Annotated in this window: 12 protein-coding genes; 6 read left to right on the top strand and 6 right to left on the bottom strand. The window is 69.0% G+C overall.

All coding sequences use genetic code 11. The features are described from left to right. Positions 1-101 precede the first annotated feature (101 nt). Positions 102-2342 carry an esterase-like activity of phytase family protein gene (locus E1262_RS03835; protein ID WP_132101729.1) on the top strand — a complete coding sequence of 747 codons (2241 nt, stop codon included), beginning with the start codon at positions 102-104 and terminating at the stop codon, positions 2340-2342. A 210-nt stretch (positions 2343-2552) separates the two neighbouring features. Here E1262_RS03835 and E1262_RS03830 read toward each other — a convergent pair whose 3' ends face one another. The 3 genes from E1262_RS03830 to E1262_RS03820 form a co-directional block, all read right to left on the bottom strand. Beyond that, positions 2553-3404: a M48 family metalloprotease gene (locus E1262_RS03830; protein ID WP_132101728.1), complete on the bottom strand. Its 852-nt coding sequence runs from the start codon at positions 3402-3404 to the stop codon at positions 2553-2555. Positions 3405-3484: 80 nt separating this feature from the next. Beyond that, positions 3485-3688, bottom strand: coding sequence for a YbdD/YjiX family protein (locus tag E1262_RS03825; protein WP_132101727.1), 204 nt, complete (start codon positions 3686-3688; stop codon positions 3485-3487). Continuing rightward, complete coding sequence (locus E1262_RS03820; protein ID WP_132101726.1) at positions 3685-5865, bottom strand: carbon starvation CstA family protein; 2181 nt, start codon at positions 5863-5865, stop codon at positions 3685-3687. Before E1262_RS03820 ends, E1262_RS03825 begins: the two co-directional genes overlap by 4 nt. Positions 5866-6075: 210 nt before the next feature. On the opposite strand from E1262_RS03820, the gene E1262_RS03815 reads away from it, so the two are divergent. The 3 genes from E1262_RS03815 to E1262_RS03805 all read left to right on the top strand — a co-directional run bounded on the left by E1262_RS03815 (position 6076) and on the right by E1262_RS03805 (position 11142). Continuing rightward, positions 6076-7941 carry a 2-oxoacid:acceptor oxidoreductase subunit alpha gene (locus E1262_RS03815; RefSeq protein WP_238992814.1) on the top strand — a complete coding sequence of 622 codons (1866 nt, stop codon included), beginning with the start codon at positions 6076-6078 and terminating at the stop codon, positions 7939-7941. A gap of 14 nt (positions 7942-7955) precedes the next feature. Then, entirely contained in the window at positions 7956-8996 is a 1041-nt protein-coding gene (locus tag E1262_RS03810) for a 2-oxoacid:ferredoxin oxidoreductase subunit beta (RefSeq protein ID WP_132101915.1), read from the top strand. A gap of 145 nt (positions 8997-9141) precedes the next feature. Further along, complete coding sequence (locus tag E1262_RS03805) at positions 9142-11142, top strand: glycoside hydrolase family 31 protein (protein ID WP_132101725.1); 2001 nt, start codon at positions 9142-9144, stop codon at positions 11140-11142. A gap of 338 nt (positions 11143-11480) precedes the next feature. Here E1262_RS03805 and E1262_RS03800 read toward each other — a convergent pair whose 3' ends face one another. From E1262_RS03800 to E1262_RS03790, 3 genes are read right to left on the bottom strand one after another with little or no spacing between them, the layout of a single operon-like run. Beyond that, positions 11481-12386, bottom strand: a complete 906-nt coding sequence (locus E1262_RS03800) for a carbohydrate ABC transporter permease (RefSeq protein WP_203453512.1) — start codon at positions 12384-12386, stop codon at positions 11481-11483. Positions 12387-12399: 13 nt separating this feature from the next. Beyond that, a complete protein-coding gene (locus E1262_RS03795) occupies positions 12400-13281 on the bottom strand; it encodes a carbohydrate ABC transporter permease (RefSeq protein WP_132101724.1) in 882 nt (293 codons plus the stop codon). 28 nt (positions 13282-13309) lie between these two features. Continuing rightward, positions 13310-14623 carry an ABC transporter substrate-binding protein gene (locus E1262_RS03790; protein WP_132101723.1) on the bottom strand — a complete coding sequence of 438 codons (1314 nt, stop codon included), beginning with the start codon at positions 14621-14623 and terminating at the stop codon, positions 13310-13312. 228 nt (positions 14624-14851) lie between these two features. Between E1262_RS03790 and E1262_RS03785 the strand changes: the two genes are divergently transcribed. After that, positions 14852-15877, top strand: a complete 1026-nt coding sequence (locus E1262_RS03785) for a LacI family DNA-binding transcriptional regulator (RefSeq protein ID WP_203453511.1) — start codon at positions 14852-14854, stop codon at positions 15875-15877. Between the two features lie 59 nt (positions 15878-15936). Beyond that, positions 15937-16860: an EamA family transporter RarD gene (gene rarD / locus E1262_RS03780; protein WP_203453510.1), complete on the top strand. Its 924-nt coding sequence runs from the start codon at positions 15937-15939 to the stop codon at positions 16858-16860. The last annotated feature ends 141 nt before the right edge of the window (positions 16861-17001 follow it).

Below are 17001 nucleotides of genomic sequence, written 5' to 3'. Positions count from 1 at the left end.
ACCCGACTCCCGGGCGGAGTTCGCGGGCTCTTCGGCCGACCGCCCTGCCCCGTTCACGGGAAGGTCGCGCCCGCGTCGCGGCGCGCCGTTGGGATCGGCGGATGAGGACTCATCTCTCGCGTTCGGTCGTGGCGGCCATCGCCGCGACCCTGCTGCTGCCGGCCGCCGCTGCCGCCGGGGAAGACGACGGCCGACCGGCCACGACAGGGAGCCACGGCTCCGTCACCCACCCCGTGCTCGAGGGCCGGGCCACGCTGTCCGCGGACTACCTGGCCGAGGGGCCGCCGTCGGGCGCCCTGGCGACGCCGGCGAACGGGCGCCAGGGCCCGTGGGACGGCCAGGTCATCCCCGGCTTCTCGGCCATGGTCGACAACGGCGACGGCACGTTCTGGGCGCAGCCGGACAACGGGTTCGGCTCGAAGGGCAACTCGGCGGACTTCCTGCTGCGCAACTACCTGGTCCGGCCGGACTGGAACACCGGTGACGGCGGCTCGGGCGAGATCGAGGTGGAGCGGTTCGTCTCGTACAACGACCGCAACCGCGTGCTGGACTTCCCGATCGTCAACGAGAACACGCCGGACCGGCTGCTCACCGGCGCGGACTTCGACATCGAGTCGGTCGTGCTGGCGAAGGACGGCACGTTCTGGGTGGGCGAGGAGTTCGGCCCGTTCGTCCTGCACTTCGCTGCCGACGGAACGCTGCTGGAACCGCCGGTCCCGCTGCCGCGCGGCCTGAAGTCGCCGCAGAGCCCGTACCTGCAGGCAGGCGAGGCACCGCTGGTCCGGTCCAGCCGCGGCTTCGAGGCGATGGCAGCCTCACCGGACGGCCGGTACCTCTACCCGATCGTCGAGGGTGCGTACACGAACGACCCCGACCAGCGCCGCCGCGAGATCCACGAGTTCGACACCCGCCGCGACCGGTACACCGGCCGCACGTGGAGCTACCAGACCCACCAGGACGCCAATGTCGTCGGTGACGCGTTCACCGTCGGCCGCGGCCGGTTCTGGATCATCGAGCGGGATGACTTCGAGGGCGACCAGTCGGTCGTCAAGCGCGTCTACGAGATCGACCTCAATCGCCGCGACGGCGACGGCTACGTGCGCAAGACGCTGATCCTCGACGCGCTACGCATCGGCAACCCGCTGGGCATCGACGCCGGCGAGGGCTACGGCTTGGGCGAGACGTTCGCACTGCCGGTCCAGTCGTTCGAGACCGTGCTGCGGCTGAAGGACGGCCGCGTGCTCATCGGCAACGACAACAACTACCCGGGCAACGACGCGCGCGTCACCGGCACGCCGGACGACACCGAGATGGCAATCGTCGACCTGCGCCCGGCCCGTCCCACCGACGACGGCGTCACTGTCGTCGGGCACCGCGGCGCGTCGGGCTACCGGCCGGAGCACACGCTGGCCGCGTACGAGACCGCGATCCTGCAGTGCGCCGACTACATCGAGCCCGACCTCGTCTCGACGAAGGACGGCGTGCTGGTCGCGCGGCACGAGAATGAGATCGGCGGCACCACCGACGTCGCCAGCCGCCCGGAGTTCGCCGGCCGGCGCACGACCAAGACGATCGACGGCACGCGGATCACCGGCTGGTTCACCGAGGACTTCACCCTCGCCGAGCTGCGCACGCTGCGGGCCAAGGAGCGCATCCCTGCCACCCGGCCGCAGAACACCGCGTTCGACGGGCTCTACCAGATCCCGACCCTCGACGAGGTGCTCGACCTGGCCCGCAACTCGCGCACCTGCGAAGGGCAGCCGGTCGGCGTCTACCCCGAGACGAAGCACCCGACGTACTTCGACGTCGAGGGGCTGTCGCTGGAGGAGCCGCTGGTGGCGCAGCTGGAGGCCAACGGGATGAACCACGCGGACGCGCCGGTCATCCTGCAGTCGTTCGAGACCGGCAACCTCGAGGAGCTGAACCGGATGACCGACGTGCGCATCGCCCAGCTGATCAGCTCCAGCGGCGCACCCTACGACCTCGCATCCAGCGGAGATCCGCGCACGTACGCCGACCTCGCGACGGCCGCCGGGCTGCGGGCGATCGCCCGCTACGCCGACGGCGTGGGCCTGGAGAAGAACGTCATGATCCCGCGCAACGCCGACGGCACGCTCGGCTCGCCGACTCCTGTCATCCGCGACGCGCACCGGGCCGGACTGGAGGTGCACGGGTGGACGTTCCGCCGCGAGAACCAGTTCCTGCCCGCGGAGTTCCGCTCGTCCGCCGACCCCGCCGGGATCGGCGACCTGGAAGGCGAGATCCGGGTGTTCCTCGAGGCCGGCATGGACGGCTTCTTCACCGACAACCCCGACCTCGGTGATGCTGCCGCCGAGGACTGACGGCTGGCAACCCACGTAGAACCGGCGCCCGGTCCGTGCACCCGCACGGGCCGGGCGTCTCGTCGCCCGGGCCGGCTCGTTCCATGACCTGCCGGCGTCGATCTTGGAGTTGTTCGGCCATCTACCGGACATACCGGACACAAAAGCCTAACTACTCCAAGATCAACGGGCTGGGGGCGCTGGACCCGTCGTGAAGCCCTTTTGGGGGTCTCAGCGGCGGTAGCCGGCCCGTTGTTCCAGCCGGGCGACCCGCTCGGCCATCGGCGGGTGCGACGCGAACAGCCTGGCGATGCCGGTCTGCTGCAGCGGGCTGGAGATCATGAGGTGGCTGGTGGCAACGATGTCGCGTTCCGGCGGCAGCACCAGGCGCCGGGTGCTCGCGTCGAGCTTGCGCAGCGCGGCGGCCAGGCCGAGCGGGTCGCCGGTGATGCGGCTGGCTTCGGCGTCGGCCTCGTATTCGCGGGCCGGCGTGACCGTCGCCCGGACGACGGCGGCGGCGACCGGCCCGAGCACCGTCAGCAGCGCCCGGCCCACCGGACCGGCCTGACCGCCGTCGCGGCCGCCGCCGAAGACCCGCAGGCCGGCGGCCACCATGACGATGCTGGCCACCGCGCCCGCCATCGACGAGACGATAGTGTCGCCGCGGCGGATGTGGGCGAGCTCGTGCCCGACGACGGCGCGCAGCTCGCGCTCGTCGAGCAGCTCGAGGATGCCCTCGGTGCAGCAGATGGCGGCGTGCGCGGGGTCGCGGCCGGTCGCGAACGCGTTCACCGCGCGCGTGGGGCTGACGTAGAGGCGCGGCATCGGCACCCGCGCGGGCGCCGTCAGTTCCCGGACCACCCGGTGCAGCACCGGCTGCTCGGCCTCGCTGACGGGGTACGCCCGCATGGCCCGTAGCGCGATGACGTCGGAGCGCAGGACCACATAGCAGTTCAGCCCGACGACGACGACCGCCGCCACGGCCAGGCCGGCCGGTCCGAACCACGCGCCGGCCAGCAGGCCCAGCGCCGACAGCCCGGCCAGCAACACCACGGCCTTCACACGATTGCGTTGCACGTCCACCTCTCGGGCGCCCGTCGCGACGAGCCCGGCGCCCTGCGAATCAACGCGCGGCGGACCTGCGGGGTTCCACCCGGCTCAGCTCAGCAGCAGCGTTGCTGCGGCGACCGGTCGCGGTCGTCTTGCCGGCGACGCTCGAACTCGCGCCTCGACAGCACCCGCGCCGCGGCGTCGTGCCGGCGACAGTGCTCGACATAGCGATCGTAGGCCGTCTCGCCACTGACCTCGCGGAGGTACCACCACATGCCCGCGGCGGCGCGCCCGACGGCGGCCAGGGCGGCGCTCATCCGTCACCGTCCCGCTCGCCGCGGGCGGCCGCCGCCATCAGCTCCCGTTCGGCGCGGGTCGGGATCAGCCCCGACGGCGCGACGATCGCCGACCGGACGTATGGCGCCTCGGTGGTGCTGACGCTGGACGGGTTGCGCAGCGCCTGGATGCAGACCCTGGCGGCGTCGGCGATGATGATCACCACCAGCAGCGCGAAGAACGCCGCCAGCACGCCGTCGACGGTGGAGTTCGTGACCACCTGCTCCATGTCCTCCAGCGACCGCGCCGGCGGCAGGATCTCGCCATTGTCCAGCGCCTCGGAGAAGCGGTCGCGCTGGGCGAAGAACCCGAGCGTGGGGTCGTCGGAGAACACCTTCTGCCAACTGGCCGTCAACGTCACCGCGGCGTCCCACAGCAGCGGGATGCCGGTCACCCACGCCCACTTCAGCCGTCCGCTCTTGACGAGGATGGTGGTCGCGACGGTCAGCGCGATCGCGGCGAGCAACTGGTTGGCGATGCCGAACAGCGGGAACAGCTGGTTGATGCCGCCGAGTGGATCGGTGACCCCGGCGTAGAGGAAGTAGCCCCACGCCCCGACGACCAGAGCGCTGGTGACCCACAGGCCCGGCTTCCATGACACGTCGCGCATCGGCTTCCAGACGTTGCCGAGGGTGTCCTGCAGCATGAACCGCCCGACCCGGGTGCCGGCGTCCACCGTCGTCAGGATGAACAGCGCCTCGAACATGATCGCGAAGTGGTACCAGAACGCCTGCCCGCCGGCGCCGAACCCGTCGGTGAAGATCTGCGACATTCCGACGGCCAGCGTGGGCGCGCCGCCGGTCCGGGCCACCAGCGTCGACTCCTCGACGGCGGCTGCCGCGGCGGCCAGCTGGTCGGGCGTGATGGCGAACCCGAGACCGGCCACGGCCTGTGACGCCGACTCCAGCGAGTCGCCCAGGAAGCCGGCCGGCGCGTTCATCGCGTAGTAGAGACCGGGGTCGATGACCGACGCGGCGATCAGCGCGCTGATGGCGACGAACGACTCCATCAGCATGCCGCCGTAGCCGATCATCCGGACCTGCGACTCCTTCTCGATCAGCTTCGGCGTGGTGCCGGAGGCGATCAGCGCGTGGAAGCCGGAGAGCGCGCCGCAGGCGATCGTGATGAACACGAACGGGAACAGCGATCCGGCGAAGACCGGGCCGTCACCGCTGGAGGCGAAGTCGGTGAGCGCCTCGTTCTGCAGCACCGGCCGCGCCAGCAGCAGCCCGACGGCGAGCAGGATGATGGTGCCGATCTTCATGAACGTCGACAGGTAGTCTCGCGGCGCCAGCAGCATCCACACCGGCAGCACCGAGGCGACGAAGCCGTAGATCACCAGCGCGAGCACCAGCGACTCCGGTGACAGCGTGAACGTGTCGGCCCAGCTGGAGTCCTGGACCCAGCCGCCGCCGACGATCGCCAGCAGTAGCAGGCCGACGCCGATGATGCTGGTCTCGATCACCCGGCCGGGCCGCATCGTGCGCAGGTAGAAGCCCATGAACAGTGCGATCGGGATGGTCATCGCGATCGAGAAGGTGCCCCACGCCGAGTGCGCCAGCGCGTTGACGACGACCAGCGCCAGCACGGCGAGCAGGATGATCATGATGGTGAACACGCCGATCAGCGCCGCGACGCCGCCGACGAGGCCGATCTCCTCGCGTGCCATCTGGCCGAGGCTCTTGCCGTTGCGCCGCATCGAGAAGAACAGCACGACCATGTCCTGGACGGCGCCGGCGAAAATCACCCCTACGACGATCCAGAGCGTGCCGGGCAGGTAGCCCATCTGCGCGGCGAGCACCGGGCCGACGAGCGGCCCCGCGCCGGCGATCGCGGCGAAGTGGTGGCCGAACAGCACCCGCCGGTCGGTCGGCTGGTAGTCGGTGTCGTTGCGCAGCGTCTCGGCCGGCGTCGCCCGGGTGTCGTCGACCTTGAGCACCCGGCGAGCGATGAACCGCGCGTAGAACCGGTAGGCGATGGCGTACGAGCCCAGCGCCGCTGCCAGCAGCCACAGTGCCGAGATCTCCTCGCCGCGGGTCAGCGCGACGACGCCCCAGGCGACCGCGCCCACGACGGCGACCAGCGTCCAGATCACGATCGATCTGAGCGGAGGACGCCCCCGGGGCGGGGCGGGCTCGGTGCGGACGGTGTCGACCATGACGACCTCCGAACTGATCTAGACCAGCCTGGTGACCGTAGAGATTACGCGTAGATGTCCTATCGGTCGATAGACGTCACGGACGTGTGATCTCTCACGCTTCGGACGGCAGGACGGTTCCTGTGGAAAGTCGCCGTAGCATGGATGGTCGGGAATCGAGCCGGGACACCCCGGACACACCGAACGTCATGAAGGAGGCGTCGACACACGGTGACCGTGAAGCACGTACGCGAGCTCGACCGTGTGGTGATCCGATTCGCCGGCGACTCCGGTGACGGGATGCAGCTGACCGGCGACAGATTCACTGCCGAGACCGCCTCTTTCGGGAACGATCTCTCCACACTTCCGAACTTCCCCGCCGAGATCCGGGCGCCCGCCGGCACGCTCCCCGGCGTCTCCAGCTTCCAGCTGCACTTCGCCAACTACGACATCCTCACGCCGGGCGACGCGCCCGACGTGTTGGTCGCGATGAACCCGGCGGCGCTGAAGGCGAACCTGCCCGACGTGCCGAAAGGCGCCACGATCATCGTCGACACCGGCGACTTCACGCCGCGGGCGCTGAAGAAGGTCGGCTGGGAGACCAACCCGCTCGAGGACAACAGCCTCAGCGCCTACAAGGTGCACGCGCTGGACCTCTCCGGCATCACCATGGAGGCGCTGGCGCCGTTCGACCTGTCCCGCAAGGACGCCTCGCGGTCGAAGAACATGTTCGCGCTCGGTCTGCTGTCGTGGATGTACGGACGCTCCATCGACGGCACGGTGACGTTCCTGCGCGAGAAGTTCGCCGCCCGCGAGACGATCCGCGACGCCAACATCGCCGCGCTCAAGGCGGGCTGGAACTACGGCGAGACCACCGAGGAGTTCTCGGTCTCGTATCAGGTCAAGCCCGCCGCCATGCCGGCTGGTACGTACCGGAACATCACCGGGAACCTGGCGCTGTCGTACGGCCTCGTCGCGGCGGCCCACCAGTCCCGGCTGCCCCTGTTCCTCGGGTCGTACCCGATCACTCCGGCATCCGACATCCTGCACGAGCTGTCCAAGCACAAGCGGTTCGCCGTGCGCACGTTCCAGGCCGAGGACGAGGTCGCCGCCATCGGCGCCGCACTGGGAGCGTCGTTCGGCGGGGCGCTCGGCGTCACGACGACGTCCGGGCCGGGCGTCGCGCTGAAGGGCGAGACCGTCGGCCTGGCGGTGTCGCTGGAGCTGCCGCTGGTCATCGTCGACGTGCAGCGCGGCGGCCCGTCGACGGGTCTGCCGACGAAGACCGAGCAGGCCGACCTGCTGCAGGTGATCTATGGCCGCAACGGCGAGTCGCCGGTCCCGGTGGTCGCCGCGTCGTCGCCGTCCGACTGCTTCCACGCCGCCATCGAGGCCGTGCGCATCGCCGTCACGTACCGCACGCCGGTGTTCCTGCTGTCCGACGGCTACCTCGCCAACGGCTCCGAGCCGTGGCAGGTCCCCGACGTCGACTCGCTGCCGACCATCGACCCGAACTTCGCCACCGAGCCCAACCACGACGGCGACGGCACCGGCGAGCGGGAGTTCTGGCCGTACCTGCGCGACGCCGAGACGCTGGCCCGGCCGTGGGCGCTCCCAGGCACGCCCGGCCTCGAGCACCGCATCGGCGGCATCGAGAAGCTCGACGGCCCCGGCACCATCTCGTACGACCCCAACAACCACGACCACATGGTGCGGCTGCGCCAGGCGAAGATCGACGGTATCGCCGGTATCCCCGACCTGGAGGTCGAGGACCCCGGTAGCGAGGCGCGCCTCCTGGTACTCGGCTGGGGGTCGACGTACGGGCCCATCGGCGCGGCCGTGCGGCGGGCCCGCAAAGCCGGCCACCATGTGGCCCAGGCGCACCTGCGGCATCTCAACCCGATGCCCGCGAACACCGGCGACGTGCTGCGGTCCTACGACCGCGTGCTGGTGCCGGAGATGAACCTCGGGCAGCTCGCCCTGCTGCTGCGCGGCAAGTATCTCGTCGACATCGTCGGGTACAACCGCGTGCGTGGGTTGCCGTTCAAGGCCGAGGAGCTGGCCGACGTGATCATGGAGGAGGTGGGTGCGCTGTGACCGCACCCGTCGATCTGGGCCTGCCCGGCCTCGCCGGGGTGCCCACCACCGATGTGAAGCAGACCAAGAAGGACTTCACCAGCGACCAGGAGGTCCGCTGGTGCCCCGGCTGCGGTGACTACGCGGTACTCGCGGCGGTTCAGGGCTTCCTGCCCGACCTCGGGCTGGCTCGCGAGAACATCGTCTTCGTCTCCGGCATCGGCTGCTCCTCCAGGTTCCCGTACTACATGAACACCTACGGGATGCACTCGATCCACGGCCGTGCGCCGGCCATCGCGACCGGCCTGGCCTCGTCGCGTCCCGACCTCTCCGTCTGGGTCATCACCGGCGACGGCGACGCGCTGTCGATCGGCGGCAACCACCTGATCCACGCGCTGCGGCGCAACGTCAACCTGACGATCCTGCTGTTCAACAACCGCATCTACGGGCTGACCAAGGGCCAGTACTCGCCCACCAGCGAACAGGGCAAGATCACCAAGTCGACGCCCATGGGCTCGCTGGAGTCGCCGTTCAACCCGGTCTCGCTGGCGCTCGGCGCCGAGGCCACGTTCGTCGCGCGCACCATCGACTCCGACCGCCAGCACCTCACGTCGGTGCTGTCGGCTGCGGCGGCGCACCGCGGCACGTCGCTGGTCGAGATCTACCAGAACTGCAACATCTTCAACGACGGCGCGTTCGAGATCCTCAAGAACCGCGACAGCCGCGATGAGGTGCTCATCCGGCTCGAGCACGGCGAACCGGTGCGGTTCGGCGCCGACGGGCAGCACGGCGTCCGGCGCAACCCGTCGACCGGTTCGCTCGAGGTGTGTGCCGGCGACGACCCGGGCGTGGTCGTCCACGACGCGACCGCCGACGACCCCACCCAGGCCTTCGCGCTGTCCCGGCTGGCCGACCCCGGCACGCTGGCCCGCAGCCCGATCGGCATCTTCCGCCAGGTCGAGCGGCCGGCGTACGGCGACCTCATGGCCGCCCAGCTGGACGAGGCCGCGGCGAAGCAGGGCGAGGGCGACCTGCAGGCGCTGCTGCGCGGCAAGGACACCTGGACGGTCGCCTGACGCGCGGGGCCGCCGCGCGTCAGTGGTGGCTCTGACACGTTTCAAGAAGCGGCTCCGGACGTTGACACAGGCTGCACGTGGCCGGTAGAAACGTGTCGAGCTGATTTGAAACGTCTCAACCGCCGACGGATCGCCGAGGGTGACGATGGACAATCTCACGGTCTCTGCGACCGGCTTCGAGTGGAGATCCGGCCACGAGGTCCTGCGCGCCGAGGCCTGGGGCAACGGCGTGCGCGTCCGGGCCGGCCTCGGCCGGATCCTCGACGACGTCCCCCACGCGCTGCTCGACGACGTCCCCAAGGCCTCGGCACCGGCCGTCGTCGCAGCCGACGACTCCGTGACCTTGCGGGTAGCCGACCTGAGCGTCGTGCTCTCGGCCGACGGGCGGTTGTCGTTCTCGCGGATCGGCGCGGCGGCTCCGACGCCTGCCGAGCCGTTCCTGGCCGAGCAGCCCGCGCACTTCTGGTGGCCCGGACCGCGGCTGTTCGCCGCCACGGCCAACGGTTACCACCGGATCGAACAGCGGTTCCGCGCCTGGGAGGGCGAACGGTTCTACGGCCTGGGCCAGCACACGCACGGCCTGTTCGACCAGAAGGGCGCCGTCATCGATCTGCTGCACCGCAACGGCGAGGTCTCCATCCCTTTCGTGATCTCCAGTCGCGGCTACGGCTTCCTGTGGAACAGCCCGGCGCTCGGGCGGGTCGAGCTGGCATCGAACGGCACGCGGTGGGTCGCCGACAGTGCTCGGCAGATCGACTACTGGGTCACCGCCGGCGAGCCGGCCACCGTCCTCGAGCACTACACAGAGGTCACCGGCCGCCCGCCCGTCTTCCCCAGCTGGGCGAGCGGGTTCTGGCAGTCCAAGCTGCGCTACCAGACGCAGGAGCAATTGCTCGGGGTCGCACGAGAACACCACCGCCGCGGCCTGCCGATGTCCGTCATCGTCATCGACTTCTTCCACGGCACGCACGTCGGCGACTACCGCTTCGATCCGGCGGAGTGGCCTGATCCGCGCGGCATGGTGGACGAGCTGGCCGGCATGGGTGTCGAGGTGATGGTGTCGGTGTGGCCGACCGTCACCGCGGTGTCGCGGAACTTCCCCGTCATGGCCGAGAAGGGCCTCTTCGTCCGCAACGAGCGCGGCGCCCCTGTCCACGTCGACGCCGGCGACAAGGGTGTGGTCGAGGGCCGCACCTTCATGGCCTATTACGACTCCACCAATCCGGCCGCACGGGAGTTCATCTGGGAACAGGTCCAGCGCGGGTACCACGACCACGGCATCTCGATCTGGTGGCTCGATGCCGGCGAGCCGGAGATCCGCCCGCTGGCCGTCGACAACCTGCTCTTCCACGCCGGGCCCGGGCTCGAGGTGGCGAACCTGTACCCGCGCGAGAACGCCAGGACGTTCTGGGAGGGGATGCGCGCCGCCGGCGAGACGGAGATCCTCACCCTGAACCGGTCCGCCTGGGCCGGGAGCCAGCGCTACGGTGCGGCGGTCTGGTCCGGCGACATCAAGGCGGACTTCGAGTCGCTCGCCCAGCAGATCCGCGCCGGTCTCAACATGGCACTGTCCGGGTTCTCCTGGTGGACCACCGACATCGGCGGCTTCCACGGTGGCGATCCCGAGGACCCAGAGTTCCGGGAGCTCATGATCCGGTGGTTCCAGTTCGGCGTCTTCTGCCCGATCACGCGGCTGCACGGCGACCGCGAGCCCCGGCAGCGTCCCGGGCCGCTGACCAACTCCGGGCCGAACGAGGTGTGGTCGTTCGGCGACGAGGTGTACGAAGAGCTGCGTCGCCAGCTGTTCCTCCGGGAGCGCCTGCGTGGCTACATCCATGACCAGATGGCCGTCGCGAGCGAACGTGGCCTGCCGCCGATGCGGCCGCTGCTCGTCGACCATCCGCACGATCCGGAGGTCTGGACTGTGGACGACCAGTACACCTTCGGCAGCGACCTCATCGTGGCACCGGTGCTGGAGTACGGTGCCCGGTCCCGGCAGGTATACCTGCCGGCGGGTGAGCGCTGGCGGCACGTCTGGACCGGCACCACGTACGAGGGCGGCCGCCGCTACGACGTCGAGGCACCGCTGAGCTCCATTCCGGTCTTCGCCCGGGACGGCGCCGAGACCGGCTGGGCGGTGCCATGAGTGACGCGGCGCAGATGGAGCGGTGGCGTCCGCTCGATCCACAACGCTGAAGGCACCTGTCCGGCCGCGAGCCCGTCCACCGGTTCTAGGTCGCCACCATGAGCGGCTGCTACGCGAGTCACGGCGAGAGCTTCCTCACCGACGCGGCTGAACTTCCCGCGGCAGGTTCTCGAGGACGTCGACGGCGTCGGCCTCGACCCGATCGACAAGTGGGACGACACCACGTCCACCGTCGGCATCCCCAGGTCGGTCTCCCTGCAGTACCTCGGGCGGCACAGGGTCCGCCTGGAGAGCGCAAGATCATCTCGGCCGATTCGAAATCGAGAGAGGACTGACGGTCAGCCCTTCACCGCGCCGGCCGCCAGCCCTTGGATGATGCGCTGGTTGAGCGCGAGGTAGAGCACGAGGATGCCGCCGATGGTGATGCAGATGGCCGCGAAGAGAGGCCCGTAGTCGAGCGATCCGTACTGGCCGCTGAAGTTCAGCAGCCCCGCCTGGATGGTGTTGAGGTCACGGCGGTTCGCGAACGTGATGGCGAAGAGCAGATCGTTCCAGATGAGGAAGAACTGCACCAGCGCGACGGTGAGAACGGCGTTGCGGACCATCGGGAAGCCGATGGAGCGGAAGGACCGGATCATTCCAGCGCCGTCGATGGTCGACGCCTCGAAGATCTCCCGCGGGATGGCGCGGAAGTACGTCGCCATCATGAACACCGTCAACGGCAGCCCGTGCCCGGTGTAGGTGATGATGAGCGGCCACAGCGAGCCGGTGAGGTGCAGCTCGAAGTAGATCGTGAACAGCGGGAGCAGGATCATCTGACCGGGCACCATGATGCCGGCGAGGATCGTGAGCAGCACCGTGTTCCGGCCCTTCCACACCATCACCTCCAACGTGAACCCGGCCGCGACACCCAGGACGATGATGAAGAACAACGACGGCAGCGTGGCGACCACGCTGTTCCGGATGGTGGTCGCGAGCTGGCCGGTCTCCCAGGCCGCGGTGTAGTTGTCCCACCGGTAGTCGACAGGCAACGACCACGACGGGGTGTTCAGGAACTCGTTGCTCGACTTGAGCGAGTTGATGAACATCCAGAACAGCGGATAGACCTCGACCACCAGCAGCGCCGCGATCGCCAGCGCCACCAGCAGGCGCCGGACGGAGCGCCGTGCGGCGCCCGGCCGTCGTCCCGGCCGCGCGGGTGCGCGGCCGGGGGCGGGCGCCTGCGCCTCGGTGTCCAGGAGCACGAGACCCCTCCTCTCACGTTGTGATGTCGCGTCGCGCGGACCGGAAGATGAAGAGCGTGACGATGAAGCACATGATCGTGAGCAACAGGGCGATGGTCGCGCCGTAGCCGTAGTCGCTGTAGGCGAACGCCGTCCGGTACATGTACAGCGTGAGCGGAGTGTTGCTGCTGCCCGGACCGCCGTTCGTGAGGGCGAGTACGGAGTCGAAGACCTTGATCGTGCCGTTGATGCTGAAGATGATCGACGAGAGGAGGATCGGCAGCGACAGCGGCAGCACGATCCGGCGGAACAGGCTCCATCCGCGTGCCCCGTCGATGCGCGCGGACTCGATGATGTCGTCGGGGATGTCGATGAGCCCCGCGTAGATCAGCACACCGTAGAAGCCCACGGACCGCCAGATGTCCATGACGACGATGACGATGAACGCGGTCGTGCCGGAACCGAGCCAGTCCACCCGGTCCAGGCCGACGTTCACCAGCAGCTCGTTCACGATCCCGTCACGGGGCGCGGACTGGAAGATCTTCTGGTAGAGCAGGGCGACGGCCACCGTGGGAACGACGACCGGGAAGAAGACCAGCGTGCGCACCAGCGTGGACGACCGGCGGAGCACGAAGACGTAGAACAACGCGAGCGTGTACCCGATGACGACCTGGCCGATCGTCATGATCACCGCGTACTTGAGGGTGAACAACAACGCGGCGTGCACGTCGGGGTCGTCGACGAGCCGGGAAAAGTTGCTGAGCCCCGCGAAGCGGAATCCCTCGAGCGGGTTGCCACTGACGAAGGTGTACCCGAAGGACCACACGACCGGTACGAGCATCACCAGCGTGTAGACCACCAGCGCGGGGCCGAGCAGGATGGCGATCGCGCGGCGATCACCGAGTACGGATTTCATGGGCGACTTTCCCGCGGTGCGCCGGGTCTCAGCCGGCGTCCAGGTCCGTCTGGAGCATGCTCATGAAGTCTTCCGGGCTCATCTCTCCGGTCACCAGCAGTGCGGCGTTGTGCGAGGAGTCCTGGCCGGCCTTGGCGTTGAACAACGCCTCCATCCACAGCACGGTGTCGCTGGTGGTCGCGATGATCTCCTGCACCTCCTGCGTCAGCGGCGGCAGGCCGGGGACGTCGTTGACGACCTTGAATCCGGAGATGGTGTTCTGGTCGCGCAGGGACATCTCACCGAAGTTCTCGGTGATGCACTTCGTCCAGTCCCCGACCTCGCTCGTGAAGGTCCCGCTGCCGAAGGTGGACGGCAGTCCGACGTTGGAGGGGTACTGGTCGATGCTGCCCGCGCCACCCTCGACGGCCGGGAACGGCATGAAGCCGACGTTATCGACGCCGATCTGGTTCTGCTCCGGGTCGTTGATCGCGGTGAGTGCCCAGGTGCCCATGTAGAACATCGCCGCGTTGCCGGTGAGGAACTCGTTCTGCGCGCTGTCGTAGTCCAGCGACGCCACGTTCTCCCCGAGGTAGCCGTTCTCGCCGAGGCTCGCGATCTGCGCGGCCGCCTCGACGTACTCCGGGTCGGTCAGCTTCGCCTCGCCGTCGGCCACCTTCTGCAGCGCGTCCGGGCCGAGCGAGCGGTAGATGTACCCGCTGAGCAGCCTGGTGATCGGCCAGCCCTGTTCTCCGGACGCGGCGAACGGCGTGATGCCCTGTGCCGCGAACGTCTCGGCGGCCGCCATCAGGTCATCCCAGGTCTGCGGCTCATCGAGGCCGTTGTCGGCAAAGTAGGCCTTGTTGTAGAAGATGCCCTCGACGTTGTACTGGAACGGCAGGAAGTTGAACGCGCCACCGTAGAGGTTCTTGATGGTCGAGATGGCGCCCGGCTCGATCAGGTCGAGTACGCCGAGCTCCTCGAGCTCCTTCTCGAAGTCCACCAGCTTGCCGGCTTCCCAGAGCTTCGCTCCCTCTTCCGGCGTGCCACCGGCCGCGAACATGACAGGCAGCGCGTCCTGACCCACCAGCAGTTGGATCTGAGCGTCGAGCTCGGCTTGCGGGATCGAGCTGATCTCGAGCGGAAGAACCTCGTTCTGCTCCGCGCACACGCCTTGGGCCATGTCTTCCAGCACCGGCGGGATGTTGCCGTTCTCGGCATTCACGAGATAGGTGAGCTTGTCCGGGGCGTCGACAGACGCCTCACTTCCGTCGTCGCCGCCGCAGGCTGCGAGACCGAGTGCGACTGTGCTCGCAATGGCCGCGACGACGATCCGGCGATCACGGAACGTGGCAGTGGTCACAATTCCTCCTCGAACGCGACCTTGATACGTTTCAACGGCCGATGTTAGCCACGCCACACGGCACCGTCAAGACATTCGGGCAGGGCAACTGCGCTTGCTCGCGACCTTGCCGGTTCCCTGCTACCGTCGCTGTTGAATCGATATCAACCTGCATCGGGCCGTCGGGCCTGGGCCCGGTACAGTCAGTGCCACGACGGCCACGGTCGTTCCTGCAGGGGGTTGAACATCATGGCTAGGGTCGGCATCCGCGATGTCGCCGCGCAGGCCGGCGTCGCGGTCGGCACCGTCTCCCACTACCTCAACCACCCGGGCAAGGTCTCCCCGGAGAAGGCAGCCCGGATCAGGCAGGCGATCGACGCGCTCGGGTTCGTCCCGAACAACGCCGGTCGGCAGCTCCGACTCGGGCGGAGCTCGGCGATCGCCTACATCGCGCCCGACGTGAGCAACCCGTTCTTCTCGTCCATCGCCGAAGGTGTAGAACAGCGCGCCTCACAGCTGAACCTCGTGGTGTTCCTCGCCAACTCACATCGCAGCCGCGAGCGCGAGAACACCTATCTCGACGTGTTCGAGCAGAACCGCGTTCGCGGCATGCTCGTCGCGTCCCATGAGCCCATCGAGGACCGGCTCCTTCGCGTACGCGCCCGCGGCACCCCATGCGTGCTGGTCGGCCAGGCGGCGATGTCCGACGAGCAGGCTTCCGTCTCCATCGACGACGTCAGCGGCGGCCGGCTTGCGGGCACACACCTCGCCGAGCTGGGACGTCGCCGCCTCGCGTTCGTCGGCGGTCCCCTGAACATCAGGCAGATCGGCGATCGCCTCAGCGGCGCCAGCGCGGCAGTTCGCGATCATGGCCTGGCGACCCTCGAGGTCATCGACATGCCCGACCGCACGGTTCGGGGTGGCAGGGAGGCGGCACGTCTCGTGCTCGAGCGGCCCGCCGACAGCCGTCCGGACGGGATCTTCGCCTCCAACGATCTGCTCGCCCTGGGCATGATGCAGGTGCTCATCAGCGAAGGCGTCCGCGTCCCCGACGACGTCGCCATCGTCGGGTACGACGACATCGAGTTCGGCGAGGCGTCGCTCATCCCGCTGACGTCCGTCAAGCCGCCGCACGAGACCTTCGGGTTCGCCGCCGTGGATCTCCTCGTCGACGAGATCGCGGACCGCGGAGACCACCCCCGCCATCGAGTGTTCGAGCCGCAGTTGGTGGTGCGCGCCAGCACGACCGGCGGCGCCGCGGGGGCCGCCTGGTGAACGTCTCGCGTCATGAGCCAACCGTGCGGTAGTTGCTGGCGGACCCGTAGCATGCGCTGGTGAGCACCTCCCGGTCCGGTCTGCTGTTCGGCGTCGGCGCGTACGCGCTCTGGGGTGTCTTCCCGCTCTACATCAAGCTGCTGGAAGACACCGGCGCGGCTGAGATCCTGGCGCACCGGGTCGTATGGTCGCTGGTCCTGGTGCTCGGGCTGCTCACCGTCGCACGCAACCTCGGCCGGCTGCGGACGCTCGGCCGGCGGTCGTACGGACTGCTGACGCTGGCCGCGCTGCTCATCTGCGTCAACTGGGGCGTCTACATCTGGGGCGTCAACAACGACCACATCGTCGAGACGTCGCTCGGCTACTTCATCAACCCGCTGGTGACGGTGGTCCTGGGCGTCCTGGTCTTCGGCGAGCGGCTCCGGCGGCTGCAGTGGGCGGCGCTCGGCCTGGCCGCCGTCGCCGTCATCGTGTTGACCGTCGACTACGGGCGGCCGCCCTGGATCGCGCTGGCGCTGGCGTTCTCGTTCGGCACCTACGGCCTGGTCAAGAAGAAGGCCAACGTCGATGCCGTGGAGAGCCTCGCGGTCGAGACCGCGGTGCTGTTCCTGCCGACGCTCGCCTACCTGGTGGTGCTGGGCGCGAACGGTACTGGCGACTTCGGCACGGCCGGCTGGGGGACGACGCTGCTGCTGGCCGGCTGCGGGCTGGTGACGGCGGTGCCGCTGCTGTTCTTCGGGGCGGCGGCGGTGCGGGTGCCGTTGACCACGTTGGGGACGCTGCAGTACCTGACGCCGACGCTCCAATTCCTGCTCGGGGTCGCGGTGTACGGCGAGACGGTGCCGCCGGTGCGGTGGGTCGGCTTCGCCCTCATCTGGACGGCGCTCGTCGTGCTGACGGCCGAGGTCCTCGTGCGGCGACGGCGGGAGCGGCGGGCCGCGATCGACCGGCTCGTGCTGGATCCCTCGACCGCCACTGGGTGACCCGGCCCACCAGGCATGCATTCCTGATCATCCGCGATCGCGGACACCACCACGATTACCCGAGCCTCAACACGATTGCAGGCGTGTTGAGGCTCGAGAAAACCTCATGATGGCCCCCGCGCCCCGGGGGCCATCATGAGG

This window comes from Jiangella aurantiaca (assembly GCF_004349105.1).
Taxonomy (GTDB): domain Bacteria; phylum Actinomycetota; class Actinomycetes; order Jiangellales; family Jiangellaceae; genus Jiangella; species Jiangella aurantiaca.
This window is presented reverse-complemented; position numbering and strand designations above follow the sequence as displayed.